At 75.1% G+C, this 21,344-nt stretch carries 5 protein-coding genes and 1 pseudogene; 1 reads left to right on the top strand and 5 read right to left on the bottom strand.

What is annotated here, in order from left to right:
* Window positions 1-53: 53 nt before the first annotated feature.
* From ACJOT3_RS11700 to ACJOT3_RS11680, 5 genes are all read right to left on the bottom strand, one after another.
* Window positions 54-1,421 carry a TadA family conjugal transfer-associated ATPase gene (locus tag ACJOT3_RS11700; RefSeq protein WP_406971822.1) on the bottom strand — a complete coding sequence of 456 codons (1,368 nt, stop codon included), beginning with the start codon at window positions 1,419-1,421 and terminating at the stop codon, window positions 54-56.
* A complete protein-coding gene (locus ACJOT3_RS11695; protein WP_406971820.1) occupies window positions 1,418-2,164 on the bottom strand; it encodes a CpaE/TadZ family protein in 747 nt (248 codons plus the stop codon). Before ACJOT3_RS11695 ends, ACJOT3_RS11700 begins: the two co-directional genes overlap by 4 nt.
* Window positions 2,164-2,832 (bottom strand): SAF domain-containing protein, encoded by a 669-nt coding sequence (locus ACJOT3_RS11690; RefSeq protein WP_406971818.1) that lies wholly within the window; start codon window positions 2,830-2,832, stop codon window positions 2,164-2,166. The genes ACJOT3_RS11695 and ACJOT3_RS11690 overlap by 1 nt, the downstream gene beginning before the upstream one ends.
* Before the next feature lie 122 nt (window positions 2,833-2,954).
* Window positions 2,955-3,806 carry a hypothetical protein gene (locus tag ACJOT3_RS11685; protein WP_406971816.1) on the bottom strand — a complete coding sequence of 284 codons (852 nt, stop codon included), beginning with the start codon at window positions 3,804-3,806 and terminating at the stop codon, window positions 2,955-2,957.
* Window positions 3,800-4,315, bottom strand: a complete 516-nt coding sequence (locus ACJOT3_RS11680; RefSeq protein WP_406971814.1) for a hypothetical protein — start codon at window positions 4,313-4,315, stop codon at window positions 3,800-3,802. Before ACJOT3_RS11680 ends, ACJOT3_RS11685 begins: the two co-directional genes overlap by 7 nt.
* Window positions 4,316-4,950: 635 nt before the next feature.
* Here ACJOT3_RS11680 and ACJOT3_RS11675 point away from each other — a divergent pair.
* A pseudogene (locus ACJOT3_RS11675) lies at window positions 4,951-21,344 on the top strand (hypothetical protein); the annotation flags it as partial.

The following is a 21,344-nucleotide window of genomic DNA, read 5'->3' as shown; positions in this document are numbered from 1 at the left end:
CCGCGGGGACAGGGAATCGAAACCGTGGTCGACGAGCAGGAACGTGTCGGTGCTCACCGGCCCCACCCCGCCGTCTCCGCCTGGAGGGACAGGGGGTCGAAGCCGTGGTCGGCGAGCACGTCGAGGGTGTCGGGGCTGGGCGGGGCCGCCGCCAGGCGCCCCTGGCGCGGCGAGTAGCGGTAGATCTCGTTGGAGACCACGTTCTGGCCCTCGGCGCCCACGACCTCGCGCACGCTGGTGACCCGGCGCTCGCCGGTGGGCAGCGCCGAGATGTGGACGACCAGGTGCACGGCGGAGGCCACCAGCGAGGCGGTCGCCTCCAGCGGGAGCCGCTCGGCGGACTGGGCGGCGTAGGCGCCCAGTTTGGTGAAGGCGCCCGCGGACCCGGCCGCGTGCAGGGTGGTGAGGCTGCCGTCGTTGCCCTGGCTCATGGCGTTGAGCAGGGGGACGGTCTCGCTGCCGCGGGTCTCCCCCACGATGACCCGGTCGGGTGACATGCGCAGGGCGGTGCGGACCAGGTCGGCGATGGTGATCTCGCCGACGCCCTCGATGTTGGCGGGGCGGGCCTGGAGGGCGACGCAGTCGGGGTGGGCCTCGCGGTCGCGGTCCAGGCCGAGCTCGAACACGTCCTCGATGGTGACCAGGCGTTCGGTCGGGGGGATCTCCGAGGCGAGGGCGCGCAGCAGTGTCGTCTTGCCCGCGCCGGTGCCGCCGGTGACGACCATGTTGCGCCGGGCGGCGACGGCGGCCCGCAGCAGGGACACCAGCGACGCGTCGAGGGTGCCGAGCTTTTCGAGGCGGCGCAGCGAGGAGTGGGTGTACCGGTGGCGGCGGATGGACACCGAGGGCTGCCGGGACACCTCCATGACCGCGTTGAGGCGTTCGCCGCCGGGGAGCTGGAGGTCGAGGATGGGCGCCCCGGGGTCGAAGCGGCGCTCGCCGCCGGCCGACTCGGCGGCCATCCGGCGGACCAGGGCGATCACGTCGTCGGTGTCGGCGAACAGGTCGGCGTGCAGGCGGCGGCTGCCGTCGGCGAGCCGCACCCAGGCGTCCACGCCGTTGATGTTGATGTTCTCGATCTCGGGGTCGTCGAGCAGGGGCTGGAGCGGTCCGGCCCCGGTGACCTGGGCGAGCGAGGCGGCGGCAATCGCCGACTCGGTGTCGGGGGCCAGCAGCGGGCGCCCCTCGGCCAGGGCGGCGCGGGCGGCCTCGTCGAGGATGTTGGCGATGATCCGGTCGGCGCGGGCGCGGTGCTCCCGCGGGTTGTCGGGCTCCTCGCCGCGGGTCTCCTCGCTGATGCGCCGGGCCGCCTCGGCGGACACGTAGGAGACCCACTGGGCCTGCACCCGCCCGGCCTCGGGGTCCAGGAGGCGTTCGACGGCGCGGGCGCCGAGGTCGTCGAGGTCGTCGGGAAGGCTCATGCGGTCACCCCCGGGGGCAGCGGCGCGTACATCACGTGTTCGGGCGCGGCGGCGGCCAGGGCGCGCGCCAGCCGGTCGGCCGCCCGGAACAGGGGGCGGCGCTGGGGTCGGGCGAGGTCGCGTTCGCCCCGCAGGAACTCCGCGGACCGGGGGTCGTCGGGGACGCGCCCCCACACGGCCGAGCCGAGGGCGCCGGAGATCTCGCCCAGGCCGCCCCGGCCGCCGCAGACGACGATCCGCAGGTCGCGGGTGGGGAAGGCCGGGGAGAGCAGGTGTTCGCGGGCGCGGCGCAGCTCGGTGAGGCGTTCGGAGACGACGAGGACGGCGTGGTCGGCCCGGGTGACCAGCGCGCGGGCCGGGGAGGACGCCGTCAGCCGGCCCAGGTCCAGGACGACGACCGGGGCCCCCATCACCGCGAGCGACAGGGAGTGCTGTCCCAGCAGGCGCACCGCGCCCTCGGCGGGGTCGGCGGTGACCGGCGCCGGGCAGATCCGCAGCCCGCCGGGCAGTTCCTGGGTGTGGGCGTCGGGGTCGGCGCCGCCGCCCCGGCGCATGGCGGCGGCCAGGCTGGTCAGGCCGGGTTCGGTGGGCAGGCGGCGCCAGACGGCGACCGCCCCGCCGGAGGGGTCGGCCTCCACGAGCACCCCGGGGGCCTCACCCGGCCAGACCGCGGCCAGGGCCATGCCCACGCTGGTCACGCCCGGGGCACCGCCCAGGGAGAAGACGGCGACGGTCCGTGTCATCAGGATCCTCCGCGCGGGTGCACCTGGACGAGGCTGATCTGGCCGGCGGAGGCGGCCGCGGCGATGCGGGCGGCGTCGGCGGAGGAGACCAGGAGCTCGACGTTGACGGCGCCCTCGACCCCCGGCGCGGGTGCGAGGGCGCGGACCAGGGCGAGGTAGGCCTGGGGTCCGCCCTCGGCCGCGTCGTCGCCGCTCACGACCACGGACACGCTGGCCCCGGCGCCCAGGGAGGCGGGGAAGCGCCCGGCCTGGAGGGTGGCGCCGACCAGGGCCCGGTCGGATTCGGGGAACTCGGCGTCGGCGCCGAGCGCGGCCTCGGGGACGACCCCGCCCGCGACCACGGGGAGGGTGAGGGTCTGGCCGACGACCTCCTCCAGGCGGGCGGCCTCCACGAAGGAGATGCCGGAGGAGACGGTCATCTCGGAGATCCGCAGGTCGGCCATGGTGAGGACGTGGCCCGCGGGCAGGTCGGCGTCGGCGACGACGACGCCGGTGCGGTCGTCGAGGCGTTCCAGGGCGATGACCCCGCTGAGCGCGCCGGCCGTCGTGAGGGTCAGGGCCAGGACCAGCCACCGCCAGCGTCGGGGTCCGCCGCCGGAGAGCCGCACGGCGGGGGTCTGCTGCGTCTGGCGCCCCGCGCCGGGGGGCGGGGCCGTCGTCGTCTCCACCACGTCTGTCTCAGTTCTTCTCGGGGGGTGCTCGGGGGTGGCCCGTGCGGGCCGGGGGCCTGGGGCCGGGGCGGTCGGTGCCGGGCCCGGGCGGGCAGGGGCCGGGGTCCGGTGGCCGGGGGTCAGCCGGTACCGGTGACGAGTCCGTGCGACTCGCGAACGGTGAGGTCGACCTCGGAGGTGCTGAAGATCTGGTCGAGGGTGCCGCTGCCGCCGTCGGAGAAGCTCCACTCGGTGTCCCACAGCACCCGGACGGTGACGGTGCGGACGCCCTCGGGGGCTGTGTCGGAGGCGGCCGTGTAGACGTGGCCGCAGTCGGGCGAGGCGGACGCGGCGTCGTGGACGGCCGGGTCGAAGGGGGTTCCGGCGCCCTCGCACTCGACGGTGGTGCCGTCGCCCATGGTCCAGACGGTGCGTGTGGGGGTGGCCGTCACGGTGAGGGACGAATCGCCCAGCTCGGCGGAGGTGGACGCGGCGTCCCAGCCCTCGGGTTCGACCCACAGCCACAGGGGGGTGTTGACCAGGACGAGGGAGTCGGGGCCCGGGGAGGTGGCGATGGTGGGCTCGGGGAGCTCGAAGGCGGCCATGGCCTCCTCGATGGCGACGAGGGGGTCGGTGGCCTGCTGCTCCCGGGCGGCCTCCTCGAAGATCCGGTCCCAGTCGAAGGAGTCCCAGTCGATCTGGCTCCAGTCCATGGAACCCCAGTCGATGGCGTCCCAGTCGACGTCGGCGTACTCGTCGGGGACGCCCGTGCCGCCGGAACCGCCGGCGCCCCCGGTGCCGGGCGAGCCCGGATCACCGCGCTGTTCCAGGTACCAGCGCAGCAGGACCTGGCAGCCGTTGCCGCCGCCGGTCCCGCACTCCACGGACCCGAGGAAGGACTCCTCGTCGGCGGCGGCCGGGGACGCCGGGCCGGTGGTCAGGATCGCCAGGACCACCAACGCGGTGGTGCCCGCCGACACGTGTCTCAGCATGAACCTGCCTCCCAGATGCGCAGTTCGGACACGCGCCAGGCGAGTCCGTCGTGGATGAGCGTGGCGTCGACCCTGCGCGGGCCGGCCGTGGGCCCGGCGGCGTCGCCGACCTGCCAGGCGGAGTCGTCGAGGCAGTCGGCGACGACGGCGCGCTCGGGGCTCTCGACGTTCAGGGTCGGGTCGAGGACGGGTTCGCCCTGGGTGTCGCCGCGGGCCGAGGCCTGGTCGAGCGCGATGAGCATGAGTTCGCGGGCGGCCCCCACCGCGTGGTCCTCCAGGGTGCGGGCGGCGTCCTCGTCGCCGTGGGAGGCGGCGGTGACGGCCTCCCACATGCCGGTGTAGGCGGCCAGCGCGGCGTCCGCGTCGCCGGCGGGGGCCGCGGGCTCGGAGGCCTGCGGCGCCGCGGAAGGGGTGTCGCCCGCGGGGGCGTCGTCCGGTGCGCAGCCCATGGCTGTGGCGAGGAGGGCGCAGGCGGCCAGTGCCGCCGGGCGGGTCGAGCCGGATGTCATCGCGGCCGTTTCCCTTCGGTGTGCTCCTCCCGGGTGGACCGGGGGGTGAGGGGGGCTCCCACGGGTGTGGGGTTCAGTGCTACCGAATGTGGTTTTGCGTGTGTTTGGTGATCTCTCAGCGGAGCTTACAGAGAGCGGACAGTACGCAACAACCCTCTGACAGGAGAAAAAAGCACCAACTGCGGTGATGTGCGAGCCGACCGAAAAGCCAACAGCAGGGGTGCGCACACAGAAACAGACACCCTGGGGCCCTTCCAGGGTGGGAAGACCACGGGCCGACGGACTGTGCGGGGAGGTCGCGCCGTGCGCCCCGGCCCCGGCCGCCCCGGACCGGCGGCCGGGGCCGGGAGCGCCCGATGGAACGGGGATACCCCGGTGGGACGGGCGGAACACACCGGATCCCGTTCGGACATCCGGTGGACACGGGGCGGTGGCGGTGGGTCGGCGGGGTGTCAGGGGGCGGTGCGGCTCTGACGTGCGGCGCGACCCCCGGCCGCACGACGGCCGAACAAAGACCAATGATTCGGTGACGGAACCACAGAGACAGAAGCAGGGAAACCATCACTTCCACATTCACACTTCGTGGTGCTAACGTGACCGCACTCCGGTGACGGCCGAGGGGGAGGGGATCGGGAATGCCTCTGGACCCCGACATGTCCGACTCCGGGCGCAAGGCGATCCAGGTCCTGACCGGCATCGAAGTGCCCACCGCGCACCCCCCGAAGATGCGCGCGGCCGCGGAGATCTACGAACAGCTCCACACGAAGCTGGACAAGGATCTGGTCGAGTTGATGGACACGATCCGGGGTCGTGTTCGCCGCAACTTCGGCGGCCGTACATCGGCGTTCTACGAACACTCCCTCAACCAGTTCACCCGGGGCGAGAAGGACTACATCGGGTCGGCCGCGGAGATCTCCCGGGCGCTGGCGGTGGAGCTGCGCAAGGGGGCGGCCAACGCCGAGTACATGGTCGCCATGGTGTTCGTCCAGTTCGCGCAGCTGCTGGTGGAGATCGCCTGGGCGATCGCGACCGCCAAGTTCACCTTCGGCGCGACGCTGAAGTTCATCCCGATCTTCAAGGCGATCCGCAGCCTGGCCATGCAGCGCATCCTGGCCTGGTTCCTGCTCACCCTGCCCGGGCACCAGATCATCAGCCAGATCTTCGCGAGCATGGACAGCGTCATCCAGCGCATCCAGATCGCCAACGGCACCCGCGACACCTGGGACCACGACCTCACCAAGGGCGCGCACGTGGGCGGGGCGATGGAGGGGCTGGTGTCGGCGGGGCTGTCGGGGCTGATGGGGGCCGCGTTCGACAAGCAGATCGCCCGGCTCATCACCGGGCGGATCGACCTGCTGCGGACGATGCCCGACCCGGTGCCGGTGCCGGGGGTGGGCAAGGGGGTCCCGGACCCGGTGCCGCCGCCCCCGCCGCTGCGGCAGATCGACGACCTGGCCCCGCCGCCCGCGGCACCCCCGGCCCGGCCCGAGCCGGTCGCCTCACCGACGCCGGACGGTCCGCCGCCGGGGCCGCCGGGCGGTCCCGCGCGGCCGGACCCGGACGTGCCCCCGCCGCCCCCGCCGCCGGGATCGCGGCCGGACCCGGACGCGCCGGTGGCGCCCCGGCCCGATCCGTCGCCGGTGCCGACACCGACGCCCCGCCCGGAGGGGCCGGCGGTGCCGCCCGGCGGGGCGGTGCCCGTTCCCACGCCCGGCGGCGGGGGCGGCGGCCGGGGCCTCAACCGGGACCTGGCGGACGTGTTCGCCCGGAACCGGGACGAGATGGCGGCGCCGTTCGGCTCCAACGCGCCGCCCGGCGCGACGGCCTGGAACAACGCCGCCAACCGGGGGCGGTTCCGCGAGGACATGGCGGGGGTGTTCGAGCGCAACTTCGGGGCGCGGCTGGGCGCCGACCAGGCGCGGCGGCTGGGTTCGGAGTACGCGGACACGCTGGTGCGTTCGTGGAACAGGCCGGACATGGGCGCGCAGCTGGCGCGGAGCCTGGGCGACGACCTGCCCGCGCCCGTGCGGGACCACCTGGCGCGGGTGCCCCAGGACCTGCTCGACCCGGTGCACCGGCACTTCCAGAGCAAGGGCACCTACGCCGCGCACCTGGTGGCGGGGGCGGGGTCGGGCGCGGCCGAGGGGTACCTGGGCGAGGGGCTGGGAAACGCGGCGGGGGGCCAGGGGTTCAACGCGTCGGTGTACTCGGCGACGTCGGGCGCGACCATGAACTCGATCCAGCAGGTGTCCACCGATTCCGCGCTGGCGGGGATCGACCGCATGAGCGGGCCGCCGACCCTGCCGCCGCCCGACCTCGGGCAGGGCGAGGGGGACGGGGACCGGCCCGCCGCCGGGTCGGCCGACGCAGGCCCGGAGGCGAACCGGGTGCCGCCCCCTGTCGCGCCGTCGGACGAGCGGACGCCCGGGCCCGAGGCGGGGCGGGGCGACGTGGACATCACCCTGGCCGCCGGGCGCAACGGCGGGGACGGGGACGGGTCGGGTGGTGACGACGGCGGTAGTGGTGGCGGTGCGGGCGCGGGGGCCGGGTCCGGGGTCGGCGGACCGCGTGCGGACGAGGCGGACGAACAGGTGCCGCCGGTCCGCCCGCGCGGGGACAGCGGTGCGGCACCGCCCGAGACCGGAGGCCCGGCACGCGCCCGGGAGGACGAGAACACCTCGGGGCAGGGCCCCGAACGCCCACGTGCAGACGAACAGGCTCCGCCGAAGACCGGAGGCCCCGCGCGTACCCGGGAAGACCAGGACACCCAGGGGCAGGGCCCCGAACGCCAGCACACGAACGACGCGGACGGGCAGGCTCCGCCGATCCGCTCGCGGGAAGACCTCCACGCGACACCACCTGAGACCGGAGGCCCCGCACGCACCCGGGAAGACGAGAACGCGCCGGGGCAGGGCCCGGAGGGCTCACGCACGGGTGACGCGGACGAGCAGGTCCCGCCGATCCGCTCGCGGGAAGACCTCAACGCAGCTCCGGTCGAGACCGGGGGGCCCGCGCGTGCCCGGGAGGGCGAGGACGCGCCGGGGCGCGGGCCGGAGGGCTCCCGCACGGGCGGGGGTTCGGCGGCGGGGCGGGGCGCCGGGGACGGGCCTGTGGTGCCGCCGACGTCCTACTCGTTCGACAGCCAGCTCAACCCGAACGCGTCCGGGGTCCCCGTGCACGGCGACGGTGAGACGGATGTGGAAGAGGCGCCGCCGGCCTACTCCCCCGAGCGGCCGCCACCGTACCCGTACGCCGAGATGATCGACCTCTCCGGGCCCAAGGACGCCAAGGTCGAGCCGGAGGCGGACACAGGCGCGCCCGACGACCTCAAGTGGCTGATGGACCGGAACGCGGCGCTGGACGCGCCCGTCATGCCGCCGCTTCAGGTGTTCACCGCGGACATCCCCATGATCCAGCTCGACAAGGACGGCCGCCCGGTTCCGCCCGGCGAGGGTTCGGGCGGCGGGCGGCGGGACACGAGGGCCGAGGCCGCGCAGGAGCAGGAGGCCCGGGACACCGGCTCCGGCGACGCCGCCGAACAGCAGCAGGACGTTCGGACGGAGAGCGGCGAGGACGACGGCGATCGGCGGCACGGGACCGAGGCCGGGGAGGTCTCCGGCTCGGCGCCCGAGACCCCGCGGCGGGATGCCCCGGACACCGACGCCGAGGACGATCCGACGCTGGTCATCGACGACGACGTTTTCACCTCCGCACCCGAATACCCGCGGGACCAGGAAGCGCGCACCACCGAGGACACCCCGACCCGGTCCGCCGAAGAGGCGGCGCCGAAGGACCCGGCCGCCGAAAGCCCTCGTGATGCCGAGGCCTCTACCGCCGAAGACTCCCTGGACGGCGAGACCACCGCGCAGCAGAGCACCCGCGGGGAAGGCGAGCGTTCCCCGGCCGGACCCGCCAAGGAGGCAGCGCCGGAGGACCCGACCGCCGAAGGCCCCCGTGACCAAGAGGTCCTCACCACCGAGGACACCCCGGGCGGCGAAACCACCGAGCCGCGGGACACCGAGGGCACCGATGGCGACAGGGACCCCGCCTCCGAGATCAGCGGATCGCGGGACACCGACGCGGAGAGCGAGGACGGCCCTGCCGTCGTCACCGACGACTCTTCGGCGGAGCGCACCGGCGGCACGGCGGCCGAGGGCGGTACGGTTCCGGGCCCCGTGCTCGGCGGCGGCACCGAGCGGAGCGGCGGGGAGAGCCGATCCGCGCAGGACCGGCGGCACAGCGGCGAAGGATCGCGGGACACCACCGGCGACTCGGCCACAGAGACGGCGGCCGAGACCGTGGACACCCCCGCCGAGAACGCTCCGCAGGTGACCGACCCTGTCGGCGACACCGGCGATCCGCGGACCGTGTCCGCGGACGACATCGCCGGTGAGCAGGCCATACGGACGGAGAGCGGAGACGACGCCGGGGAGCAGCGCGCCGATTCGGCGGCCGAGGACGACCCGACGCTCGCCATCGACGACGACGTCTTCACGTCCGCGCCCGAGTACCCCCGCGAGCGGCGCCGTGCGGAGGACGACACGCCCCCGCCGCCCGCCGCCGAAGTCCAGGGCACGGACGGCGACGCGGTGACGCCGGATCTGCGGACGGCGGCCGAGGACGATCCGACGCTCGCCATCGACGACGACGTCTTCACGTCCGCGCCCGAGTTCCCCCGTGGCCGGAGCCGCGATGCGCAGGACCGGGAGGTGCCGCCGGGAGGCGGCGCGCGCGACGAGGGCGGCACCAGCGAGGGACAGGGCACCGGCGGCACACGGAACGATGAGGTGGAAGCGTCCGCACCCGAGTACCCCCGGGAACAACAGGCCCGGGACACCTCCACGACGAGCGATAACGACACGCCTCGCGCCGAAGACGGCGTTCGCGACGAGACGACCGAGGCCCGAGACACGGGCGACACACGGAACGACGAGGTCGAAGCGTCCGCACCCGAGTACCCCCGGGAACAACAGGTCCGGGACACCTCCACCGCGAACGATAACGACACGTCCCGCGCCGAAGGCAGCGTTCGCGACGAGACGACCGAGGCCCGAGACACGGGCGACAAACGGAACGACGAAGCGGAGACCGACGGGGACGAGCGGCAGGAGCGCACCTCCCACGAGGCCGAGGTGCACACCCGCGAGGACACGCGCACACCGCCCCCACCGGAGAACGAGAACAGGGACACCGGAGACGGGACCCGGACCCCGTCCGACCGTGACGAGAACGAGGTGGCGGTCGAGGAGCAGACGACCGAGCAACAGGAGCAGCGGCAGGAAAGCGAGGAACAACCGCCCCGGGAGGAACAGCAGGACCAGGAGCAACAGCGGGAGGAGAACCGGGAGCAGCGGCAGGAGACCGAAGAACAACCGCCCCGGGAAGAGCAACAGGACCAGGAGCAACAGGAGCAACAACCTCCCGAGCCGCCGCAGCCACCTCCTCCCCCGCCGCTGCCGCGGACGTACGGCAGTTCGCTGCGCGTCGACCGGGACGGCGCCACCTACGCCCTGGACCACCTGGTCCGCTCCCGGTTCGCGGCGCAGGACCGCCTGCGCACCGAGCGCGTCCCCGAGGCGGTCCGCGACTTCCTCGCGGACCGGCACCCCCGCATGCCCGAGCGCATCCGCACCAGGATGGTCCAGCGGTTCAGGGACGTCGCGCAGGACCGGGGCATGGCGCCCTTCTTCTCCCGGGACGGCGAACCCATCACCGTCCGGGAGGGGCGCGACACCTGGCAGGTCCGCGTCAAGCTGGGCGCCGACGACCCCGAGGGCTACCGGCACGTCCCCGTCGAGCAGGGCACCGGGACCACCACCACGCTCTGGGAGAACGAGCAGCGCTCGCACGGGCACAAGGACGGCGGCAACCGTTCGCAGGGCGGGCGCAAGGGCGTCGGCGGCAAGCTCACCGTCAACCCCCTCTTCCTGGGCGCCACCCCCTCGGGCCTGTCCATCGGCCCGGTCCTGAGCGGCGGCCTCACCTTCGGCACCGGCCTGCGCACCCACACGGTCGGCGGGTCGACCGCGGCCTCCTCCACCCTGGAGGTGAACAGCTTCGGCGCCCCCGAGGCCTACGTCGCCGACCTGCGCGTGGACCTGACCGTGACCGGCCCCGGACCGTCGGCGCCGCCCGCTCCCCGCCCCGGCGACGCGGGCCCGCCGCCGCCCGCCGCCGTGATCCGCGACGGGATGGCGCTCATCCTGCCCGGCGAGGTCACCCCGCGCCCGCCGGACGCACCGGAGCGGATGGTCTTCGCGCCCTCCGGCCGCACCGGCGACACCCCTGCCGCGGACGCACCGCCTCCGCGGCACCCCCGTATGGAACACGGCGGCCTGCCGATCTCCGTCGACCGGATCGTTCCGCACGACGTGCCGGAGGGCGGACCCCGGTACACCGATCTGGGTTCGTGGCTGGCCGACCACCTGATGCCGCGCCGCTCCCCGTGGCGGTCCTCCACGGCCCGCGCCCGGGAGGAGTGGCGCGAGAACGTCCGCCGGTTCTTCGACAACGAGTCGATCCAGGAGTACCTCCCCTACCTGGAGGCCGGGCCGGTCACTTTGAGGGTGACCCGCCCCGACGGCAGGGTCCGCACGGTGCGGCTGTGGTCGTCGGCGACGGAGTACAACGCCGAGCGCTACACGCCCCCGGTGAGCGAGATGTCCTGGAAGGAGAAGGTCGACAGCACCACGACCGACACCAAGGGCCGCCGGACCACCGCCGGTGCGTCGGTCGGCGGCGGGTTCGGGGTGGAGGTCCCGCTGCCCACCGGCGGGTCCATCCGCCTGGACATGCCGTTCGTGGAGTACGGCTACTCGCGGACCGTGTCGTCGGAGACCCAGGGCTCCGCGCAGGGCGGCGGCCGGGGGACGATGACCCGCGAGGTGCCGACCGGGGGCGACTTCGCCGCCTACCGCGTCAACCGGGACATCTTCGTGCAGGTGGACGGCGAACGGGAGCGGCACGGGTTCACCGGGGAGAGCGTCGAGCTGCTGTCCCCCGAGGACGTGTCCCGGTTGGACGAGGCCTCGCGCGCCGCCGACCCCGCGGCCGCCCGCGGCGCCGCGGGCCCGGTGCCGACACCGCCCTTTCGCCATCTGGCGGGCGACCACCCCAGCGGGTTCGCGGGGTCCCGCATCCGAGGCTTCGACTGGCCCGCGACCCCCGAGACTCCTGAGACCGGGGGGACGAACGGGAACACGGGGAACGACGACACGGCCGGTGTCGGAGGTACCACCGGAACCGGAGGGACGAACGGGGACACAGGGACCGGAGGCACCACAGGAACCGGGGACACCACCGGGACCAGGGGCACCACCGGGACCAGGGCGGACACCGGGACCGACGACACGGCCGGGACCGGTGAGACGGACGGGACCGGAGACACTGACGGGACGCCGCCGCCCGCCCGCGACCCCGACCAGCGGGTGCACGAGCGCCTCGCCCAGGACGTACTGAACGCCATCGCCCGCGAGCACCCCGGCATGGTCGTCCCCGAGCTGGCCCGGAGCCGGGGCGACTACGCCCTGCGGCCGGGGAAGGAGAAGGCCGGGTTCTTCGACCGCACCACCCGCGAGCGGTGGGGGTTCCGCCGCGACTACGACACCGCCGTGCAGAACACGATGCGCGTCCTGGACATGCTCTCCCCCTCCTCCCTGCGCGAACGCGGCGACGAGCTGGCCTCGCCCGGCGGCCTGCCCATCCACCTGGACGAGTCGGCGACGGTCGACCCCTCCCTGACCCTCGGTCTCAAGGAGGTCCTGCGCCCCGACGGGGTCACCGTGCGGGTCACCGCCGACTTCGGCGCCCTGGAGTACCGCGGCCCGACCTCGACGGAGACCGGCGTCTTCATGGGCGGCGACTCGGAGATGAAGAGCGGCAAGGGCAAGGGGGCCTCCCACACGGTGGCCCTGAACGCGGGCGCCGGCCTGGTCCGCTCGCAGGCCGCCGACGCGCGCGGCGTCGCGGCCCGGCTGGGCGGCCCGGGGGTGGCGGGGATCGGGAGCTACTCGCACAGCGTCGAACGCGGGCACGGGGTCAAGCACACCTCGGACACGCACGCCTTCTTCCCGGGCGGCTCGGACCTGTGGAGCGGGCCCGTCACGTTCAACGCCCGCATGCACGACTACGATGCGTCCGACCAGGCCCGCGGCACCGACCAGAGCGTCCCGCTCCTCACCGAGCCGCTGAAGGCCGAGTACTCCCTCATCACGCCGCGGGTGCTCACCGAGAGCACCCCGGCGGTGGGGCCGGCGGCGCCGCCGACGGTGACCCGGCTGACCTCGGACGAGGCCCGCGCGATCATCGAAGGCGGGTTCGCCCGGCCGCCCGCCAAGGTGACGGGCACAGGCACGGACACCTCCGGCGGGGACTCCCGCACCTCGGGCACCACCGATAACACCGGCACCACGAGCACTACCGGCACTACCGGAAACACCGGTACCGACAGAACCACTGAAAACACGGGGACCACCGGCACCACGGGAAATACCGCACCCGCCACCAACACCGCGTCCACTGACGGCACGGGCCCCGCGATCGACGGCGTCGCCCCGGTTGGCACCGACGCCGACACCAACGGCACCACCCCGGACACCGGGAACACCCGTGGCACCGGGGACACCACCGGTAACAACGACACCGGCGAGACCGCCCCGACCGTGAACACCGAAACCGCCCCGAACAACAGCGAACGGGACGACACCGCGCGGGAAACGGCCGACCGGAACCGGCGGCGCGCACGCGCCATCATCGACGCGGGCGGCACCGTCGAGCGGGTCGGCACCGCGCTCGGCTCCGGCGGCCCCGGCCCCGGCCTGCTGCGCCGCACCTTCGAGGTGTTCTCCCGCCCCGAACGCGTCTTCCACGAGGGTGTGCAGCGCAAGCTGCGCAGCTTCCTCGACCGGCCCGGCGGACGCCACTTCTTCGACAACCTGCTGTCGTCGTCCTCCCTGGCCAACGACCCCGCCGCCTTCTCCGACGGCGGGCGGCGCGGCCGCGCGGAGATGAGCGGCGGCGTCTTCTCCCCCAACGACCTGCGGGCGACCGCGGCGACCCGGGTCGAGCCCGAGAACGTCGAGCAGTTCCAGCGGGTCGAGATCCAGATGATCTCGCACGCCGAGACCACCGTCGACGCCCGCGCCTCGGCCGGTTCGGCCAAGAGCGGGAGCTTCAAGGCGGGCAGCGGCGCGGGCGGGACCACCAACCGGCTGGTCGACGAGGAGGGCGGCAACCCGGAGGGGCTGACCCCCGCGGACGCCCGGCGGCCCTTCGTCGTCGGCGGCCTGTCCAACGTCTGGAACTTCTTCCGCTCCGGCCGGACGGTCGGCACCCAGGACTCCTTCACCTCGTCGCTGACGATCGTGCCGAAGTCCCTCCAGGGCTACGCGTACCAGCTGTCCGGAACGGTCACCCAGGCCGTGGAGCTGATGAAGAACTGGGGCGTGGCCGTCCCCGGGTTCTGGTCCACGAAGTTCCAGGGGTGGTCGGCCCACGTGTCCGACCTGGTCACCGGCTACATCTCGGCGCGCGACGCCCAGGCCTCGGGCATCGTCGAGGACCGGGTGACCACGAACGAGGACGGCACGATCGAGGTCGGCCCGCAACCGAACCCGGAGAACCCCGAGCACGTGCGGGTGCGCCCCGGCTTCGAGGACTCGGGGAAGCGGGTGCGCCCGCCGGACCCGGACGCCGCGATCAGGGACCTGGTGCGCGACCTGCACCGGCAGGGCTACGAGCTCACCGCGGGGAGCCGGGAGCAGCTGCTCAAGCGGCTGACCACCCAGTTGGGCAACACCTCGGGCCCGGCCGCCCCGGTCCCGGTGCGCATCCGGCCCAAGGGCGCGCCGACGGTGCACGCCTCCCGCTCGGCCTCGGTGCACGTGGACCTGAACCTGTCGCGGCCCCGGGTGTCGTACCTGGCCTCGGCGGACCTCATGTTCGAGTCGCACACGTGGAAGTCCTCGGGCACGACGACCGTCTCGCGCGGCAGCGGCGACACGATGGGGGCGGACGCGGCGCTGCTGGCGCCCACACCCTTCGCGGGCGAGGACCGGGGGCCGGACGAGCAGCCCGGGCACCGGCCGCTGTTCGCCACCCCGGCGGGCGCGGCCACCGCCACCGAATCCGGCACCCGCAGCCGGACCGAGGGCGACGAGCAGACGCGCACGGTGCAGTTGGAGATGAGCGGGCCGTACGCCAAGGTCGAGCAGGACGGCGGGCTGTCGCTGCGGCTGGAGTTCGGGGACGGCCGCAGCGCCGAGGGGTCGGGGGACGCGGGGACCGTGCGCACCCTGTACCCCTATGCCTACCTCGACTTCGGCGCGCAGGAGGGGACCGGGACCGACGCCGACACGGCCGACGGCGGGGGGACGACCCGGGACACCACGGAGTCCCGGGAGAGCGCTCCGGCGCAGAACGACACCGCACCCGAGAACACCACGACGACCCAAGACACCGCGCCCCAGGAGAGCGCCCCGGCCCAGAACAGCACCGCGCCCGAGAACAACACGGCGGTCCAGGAGAGCGCTCCGGCGCAGAACGACACCGCACCCGAGAGCATCACGGTGGCCCGGGACGGTGCTCCGGCCCTGGACGGCACGGCACCACAGAACACCACGACGACCCGGGACACCGCTCCGGCCGACACCACGGCGATCCGGGAGACCGCGCCCCAGGAGAGCGCCCCGGCGCAGAACGACACCGCACCCGGGAACACCACGACGACCCGGGACAACGTGGCAACGCAGGACACCACGGCGGCCAAGAAGAACAGACCCGCCCCGCGCATCACCGACCGGGCCGCCAACGAACACGGCACTCTCGCGGAGGCGATGCGCGACCGGGCCTCCGCGCTGCGCGCGCGGCCCGGGGCCCGGCCCGTGGACGCCGACACGCTCATGATGCCCACCGCCGTGGGCGAGCGCGGCCAGAACGTGCGCGACACGGCCGCGGTCGCCATCGCCCGCTCCCTGGGCTGGAAGCCCGAGGGCGGCGGTCACGACGCCCGGAACCTGCGCGGCGCCCGCGAGTTCCTTGCCCGGAAGCTCTCCCTCGACCCCCGGTACACGCCGATCGAGAGCTCCCTGGACTCCACCGCCCTCAAGACCCTGTTCTCCGAGACGGCCGGGCACGACGACGGCGTCCCCCTGATCGAGATCGGGTCCACGCAGTGGCGGCTGTCGGCCGTGCCGGACCTGAACGGCGCGCGCGTCCTGGACGTCCTGCCCGGGTCCCGGCTGAGCCGCACCGACACCGCCGTGCACTCCACCGCGAACGGTGTGTCCCACGAGTCCGGGGGCGCGGGCGAGGCCGCCTTCCGGCCCGCCGGCCTGACCACCGAGTCCCCCGTCTACGACGAGCACACCGGGATCATGACCGGTGCGGCCACCGTGCCGACGCGGGGCGTCGACGGGTCGTCCGCCGACGCGGGCGGGCTCACCACCGCCGGTCCGCCCACGGGGCGGGGGCAGCGGGGCGGGCCGGCGTACCTGATCGAGTTCGACACCACCTGGATCGTGGGCGGCCGGTCCAAGGCGCCGTGGTCGCCGTTCTGGAAGAAGGACGCGCCGCACCACGTCCAGCACACCGCCCAGACGCGCGGCACCGTGAGCGCGTGGGTGTCGCAGGCCGACGCGATCAGGCTCGGCGTGATCACGCCGGAGCAGGCCCGGAACCTGGAGGCGGAGGCCGCGAAGGTGGGCCGGGCGGGCGAGACGATGGCCGACAGCGAGGGGGCCTACGACCGGGACCGCGGCGGGCTGGAGGGCCCGGTGCGCGACTACGTGCGGGCGTACGAGGAGTACGCCGCGCAGCACGGGCCGGACCCGCGGGAGGGCGACGGCTCCCCGGCCGAGCGCTGGCGCGCGGACCGGCTGGCGGAGGCCCGGGAGGCGTACGAGGCGCAGGAGCGGGCCTACGAGTCCAGCCGGGAGCGGTACGAACGCGACATGCGGGCCTGGGTGGACGCCCTCAACGGGGCGCGGGAGGGCTTCCGCTCCCCGGAGGTCCGGACCGGGGGCGGCGACGAAGGCGGGGGCGCCGCCGGTCCTGCGGGCGGAACGCTCACCGCCGACCTGGCGACCGAGTTCGGCCGCGTGGACGGCGGCGACCGGGACGCGCGGTCCGAGGACTCCGCGCCGGACGCGGGCGAGCGGAAGAAGATCGACGGGCTCGCGGACCGGGCGCGGGCCCTGGAGGCCGCCGCCGACCGGGCCCGCGCCGAGGCCGACCGCGCCGCGGAGCTGCTGGACCAGGCGCGGGACGAGCTGTCTCAGGTCCCCGGGGACCGGGACGGGACCGTCGCCGTCCCGCGCGACCTGACCGAGGACGTGACCGCCTTCGAGGAGCGGGCCCGGGCCTTCCGGGAGGGGTTGGAGCGCTTCGGCGCCGCTCCCCGGCGCACGGGGGACGAGGTCGCCGCGATGACCGCCGCGCGCGACGGGCTCCTCGCCGACGCCGAGGCGCTGTCGCAGCGGGCGGACGCAGCATTGCGCGAGGTGGAGGACCGGCTCGGCGCGGGCGGCGACGGTGTCCGCGGAGCACGGGATCTCGCCTTCCGGGCGCAGGAGCTGGCGGCGTCGGCCCAGGCGCGCGCCGCCGGAACGCGGGCGCCGCTGCTGAGCGCCGAGACCGCGCACTCCGCGCTCGCCCGCACCGCCGGGGAGGCCGGCGGGGTCGCCGACGCGCGCGCCGTGCTGGACCGGGTCCGCGACGGGTCGACGCAGGCCGACGAGGTCGCCGCCGCCGTACGGACCGACGCCGGCGACGTGCTGCGAACGGTGGAGGAGGCCGCGGCCAGGACCGGCCCGCTCTCCAACGAGGAGCGGGCCGGGCACCGGGACCTCACCACCCGGATCGACGGCACGCGCGCCGACCTGGAGGCGGCCGCGATCCCCGAGGCGACCCCGGAGACCCCCGTTGAGAGTTCGCCCCCGCCGCGGGAGGACGACCGCGGCGACGGCCCGCCCCCGGGGGACGGGGACACGCAGTCCGGGGAGGGCCGCGACGACACGCACACCGCCACCGATACCGGGGACACGCGGTCGGGCGATGGCGGCACGCGCTCCGGTGGCGACGGAGGCGCCCGGTCCGGCGAGGGAGCCCGCACTGGTGACACCGGCGATGGGCCTCCCATCACGGACGACGGTACCCGGCCCGGCGAGGGCACCCGCGCCGTTGACGGCGACCACGGCCCTCTCACCACGGACGGCGGCACGCAGTCCAGCGAGGGTGCCCGCGCCAACGACGGCGACAGGAACACCGCTTCCGCCGAGACCTCCCGCGTCGCAGCCGACGAGGGTGCCCGCGCCGTTGACGGCGAGCACGGCCCTCTCAGCACGGACGGCGGTGCACACTCCGGCAGAAGCCCCCGCACCGCCGCCGACGACGGGGACACACACCCCGGTGAGGACACCCGCGGCACCGGAGACGAGGGCCGCACAGGCGGCACATCCGGGGTGTCGCCCGGGCGGGAGGCCGTCGGCGGCGGCAGGCGCGGCGGAGGGCGGCCCGACCCGGACGACACCGACGACTCGACGGTGTCCGACGGGGCGGACAGCGTCTTCTCCGACGGCGGGGCGACCACGACGGACGGCGACGGGTTCAGCCTGTTCGACGGGACCGACGACGCGGTGCGCGACGATCCGCCGCCCGCCTACGAGACCCTGCCGCCTCCGTACTCCTACTCGGAGCTGGTCGAGCAGCTCACGTCCAAGGACACGAAGCCGTCGAAGGAGCCCCGTCCGGACGGCCTGCCCTCCTGGCTGTTCGACGCGCGTCCCGTGCTGCCCCCCATCGCCCCCATGGAGCTCATCATCGCCACGGCGCACGTGCCGATGGTGGACCTCGACCTGTCCGGGCAGCCCCCGGCCGGGGGCTCGCAGAACACCGGGCAGGAGAACACCGGGCAGAACGACGCCGACGGTTCCGACGACAGCGATTCCGGCACCGACTCCGAGGGCGAGGACGCGCCGACCGGGCCTCGTGAGTACACCGGTTCGCTGCCGGTCGACCGCGACGGCCCGGCCCACGACCTGGACTACCTCGTCGGCTCCCGGCTGGTCGCCCCCGGGCGGCTGCGGGCGGACCGGATCCCCGAGGCCGTCGACGACGCGCTGCGCGGCGCCCGCCCCCGGGTGCCCCGGGCGGCGCGCGAAGCGGTGCTGCGGGAGGTGGAGCGGTACGCCGCCGACCACGGGATCGAGCCCTTCTTCGGGCGCGACGGGCACGAGGTCTCCGCCGTGCACGAGGGCCGCACGTGGAAGGTCCGGCTGCGGCTGGGCGCGGACCGCCCCGCCGCGGGCCCGCCCGCCTACCGGCACGTGCCGGTCCGCAGCGGCGAGGGCACCGACGCCCTGGTCGTCAACGGCCAGGAGCGCGCCTTCGGCACGGCGGCCGGGGACAAGGTGGCGCGCGAGGCGCGCCGCGGCGTCAGCGCCAGGTTCGCCGCCAACCCCGTGTACCTGGGCCCCGCCGTCGACGGCCTGCCCGTGGGCCCCACCTTCAGCGCGGGCGGGAGCTTCGGGACCGGCCTGCGCTCCGGCAGCGCCGGGGGCGCGGTGAAGTCCACCTCCGTCCAGGCCATGGACAACACCGGCCCCGCCGAGGTCTACACCGCCGACCTGCGCCTGGACCTGGGCCTGACCCCGCCGGGCGGCGCCGCCGTCACGCGGCCGCCGCGTCCGGCCGTGGTCCGGGACGGCCTGGCCCTGGTGCTGTCCGGCAAGGCCGAGCAGCGCCCCGACGGGGCCCCGCAGAGCATCAGCCTGCCCCGGCGGACCGTCGACCGGGACGACGGGGACGGCCCGGTCCCGCACCCCGCCCCGCGCCGCAACCCGCCGACCTGGCACGGCGGGCTCCCGGTCAAGATCGAGCGGGTCGTCCCGCACGGCCAGGAGGCCCAGGACGACCCGGCGCACACCGACCTGGGTTCGTGGCTGGCCGACCACCTGCTGCCGCCGCGCCCCGACGCGGGCGACACCTCCCGGCGGGCCCGGGCCCTGAACACGGCGCACGAGCGGATCCGCGGCCTCTTCGACAACAACTCCCTACAGGAGTACCTCCCGCACCTGGACCGGGGCCCCGTCACCCTCAAGGTGACCGCCCCAGGCGGCGGCACCCGCATGCTCCGGCTGTGGTCCTCGGCCAACGAGTACCGCGCCTACGGGCACAGCCCGCACCTGGTCGACCTGGCCCGGCACGACGGCTCCGAGCACGGTGTCTCCGGTTCGTCGGGCCGTTCCAAGACGATGAGCATCTCCCTGGGCGCGGGCGCGAACCTGGAGGTCACCCTGCCCGGCGGCGGCATCACCCGGCTGGACATCCCGAGCCTGGAGTACACCCACGCGCGGACCCTGGACGCCCAGGGCCACTCCCTGTCCCGGACGGGGTCGCGCCGCACCGTGGCGCGGGACTTCACCGAGACCTCGGAGTTCGTCGCCTACCACGTGGAACGCGACCTCTTCGTCCAGGTGGAGGGCGAGCCGCACCCGCACGGGTTCACCGGCGAGACCGTGGAGATCGTCTCCCTGGGGGATGCCGAGGTCCTCGACGACGCGTCGGGCGCCGGCCGGCGCGGCCTCGATCCGGAGGAGACCGTCAGCCCCCCGCTGGCGCACCTGCGCGGGGACCCGGTCACCGACCTCGGCGGGGCGACGGTGCTGGGCTTCACCTGGCCGGAGCCCGCCGCCCCGGCGGCCGACGGCGCCCCGGCCCAGAACGACGGCGACGGCGACGGCGTGCAGGACGACGGCGACGGTGACGGCGTGCAGGACGGCGACGGCGCGCGGACCCGCGACCACGAGACCGTGTACGAGCGGCTGTCCCGGCAGGTGCTCGACGCGATCGCCCGCAAGCACCCGGGCCTGGTGGTCCCGGAGCTGGCCCGCACCGCCCGGGACTACGCCCGCCGCCCGGGCAACGAGAACGCGGCGTACCTCAAGCGGAGCTGGCGCGAGCACTACGGCCTGCGCCGCGACTTCGACACCGCCCGCGAGAACACCCTGCGCGTGCTGGACGCGCTCACGCCCGGCTCGCTGCACACCGGCGACACCGAGCTGACCTCGCCGGAGGGCCTGATGGTCCACCTCACCGAGACCGCGTTCGTGGACCCCACCCTGATGCGCGACGAGCTGCTGCGCCCGCCCGCGGTCACCGTGCACGTCCACGCGGCGTTCGGCGGCCTGTCCTTCCGTGGGCGCACGCCCACCGAGACCGGGGTGCGGCTGGGCGGGGACGCCGAGGGCGGCGCGTCCAAGGGCCGCGGCCACTCGGACACGCTGAGCCTGACCGTCGGTGCGGGCCTCATCCGCAGCAAGGAGGTGGACTCCCGGGGCATGGGGCGCCGGATGGGCGGGGCGGGCGTGACACTGAGCGGTACCCGGAGCAGCTCCTCGGGGACCTCGCGCGGGGTCTCCCACTCCGCGGACGACCTCATCATCTTCCCGGGCGGCTCCGACATCTGGGGCGGCCGGGTCGACTTCACCGCCCGGATCAGCGAGTACGAGGGGCAGGACCGGGCGCGGGGCACCGACCGGAGCACCCCCCTGTTCACCGACCCGATCACGGCCGACTACTCCCTCATCACCCCGCGCGTCCTCACCGAGAGCACCCCGGACCGGCCCCGCGAACCCGGGACGGACCCGTCCCCCCTCGACGACCGCCGGGCGCGCGCACTCGTCGAGGGCCCTTTCGCCGGGCCGCGCCGCACCCCAGCCGCGGACGACCGCACCGGCGACGACACGGGCGACCACACCGGCGATGACACGGGCGACGGCCCGGCCCCGGCACCGAACCCCGCCGCCGACCTCATGCGCGCGGGCGGCTCCGTGGAGCGCATCGACATCGGCCCGCTCCGCAACGTCTTCTCCGCCTTCTCCGGCTTCACACGCGGCCTGCACCAGGGGTTCGAGCGCAAACTCGGCGAGTACCTCGCCACGACCGGCGGCCGGACCTTCTTCCAGCAGCTTTTCTCCCCCACCGCCATGGCCGACGACCCGTCCACCACCGCGGCGGGCGGCCGGCGCGGCCG

This window comes from Nocardiopsis protaetiae, assembly GCF_045446735.1.
GTDB lineage: Bacteria > Actinomycetota > Actinomycetes > Streptosporangiales > Streptosporangiaceae > Nocardiopsis > Nocardiopsis protaetiae.
This window is presented reverse-complemented; position numbering and strand designations above follow the sequence as displayed.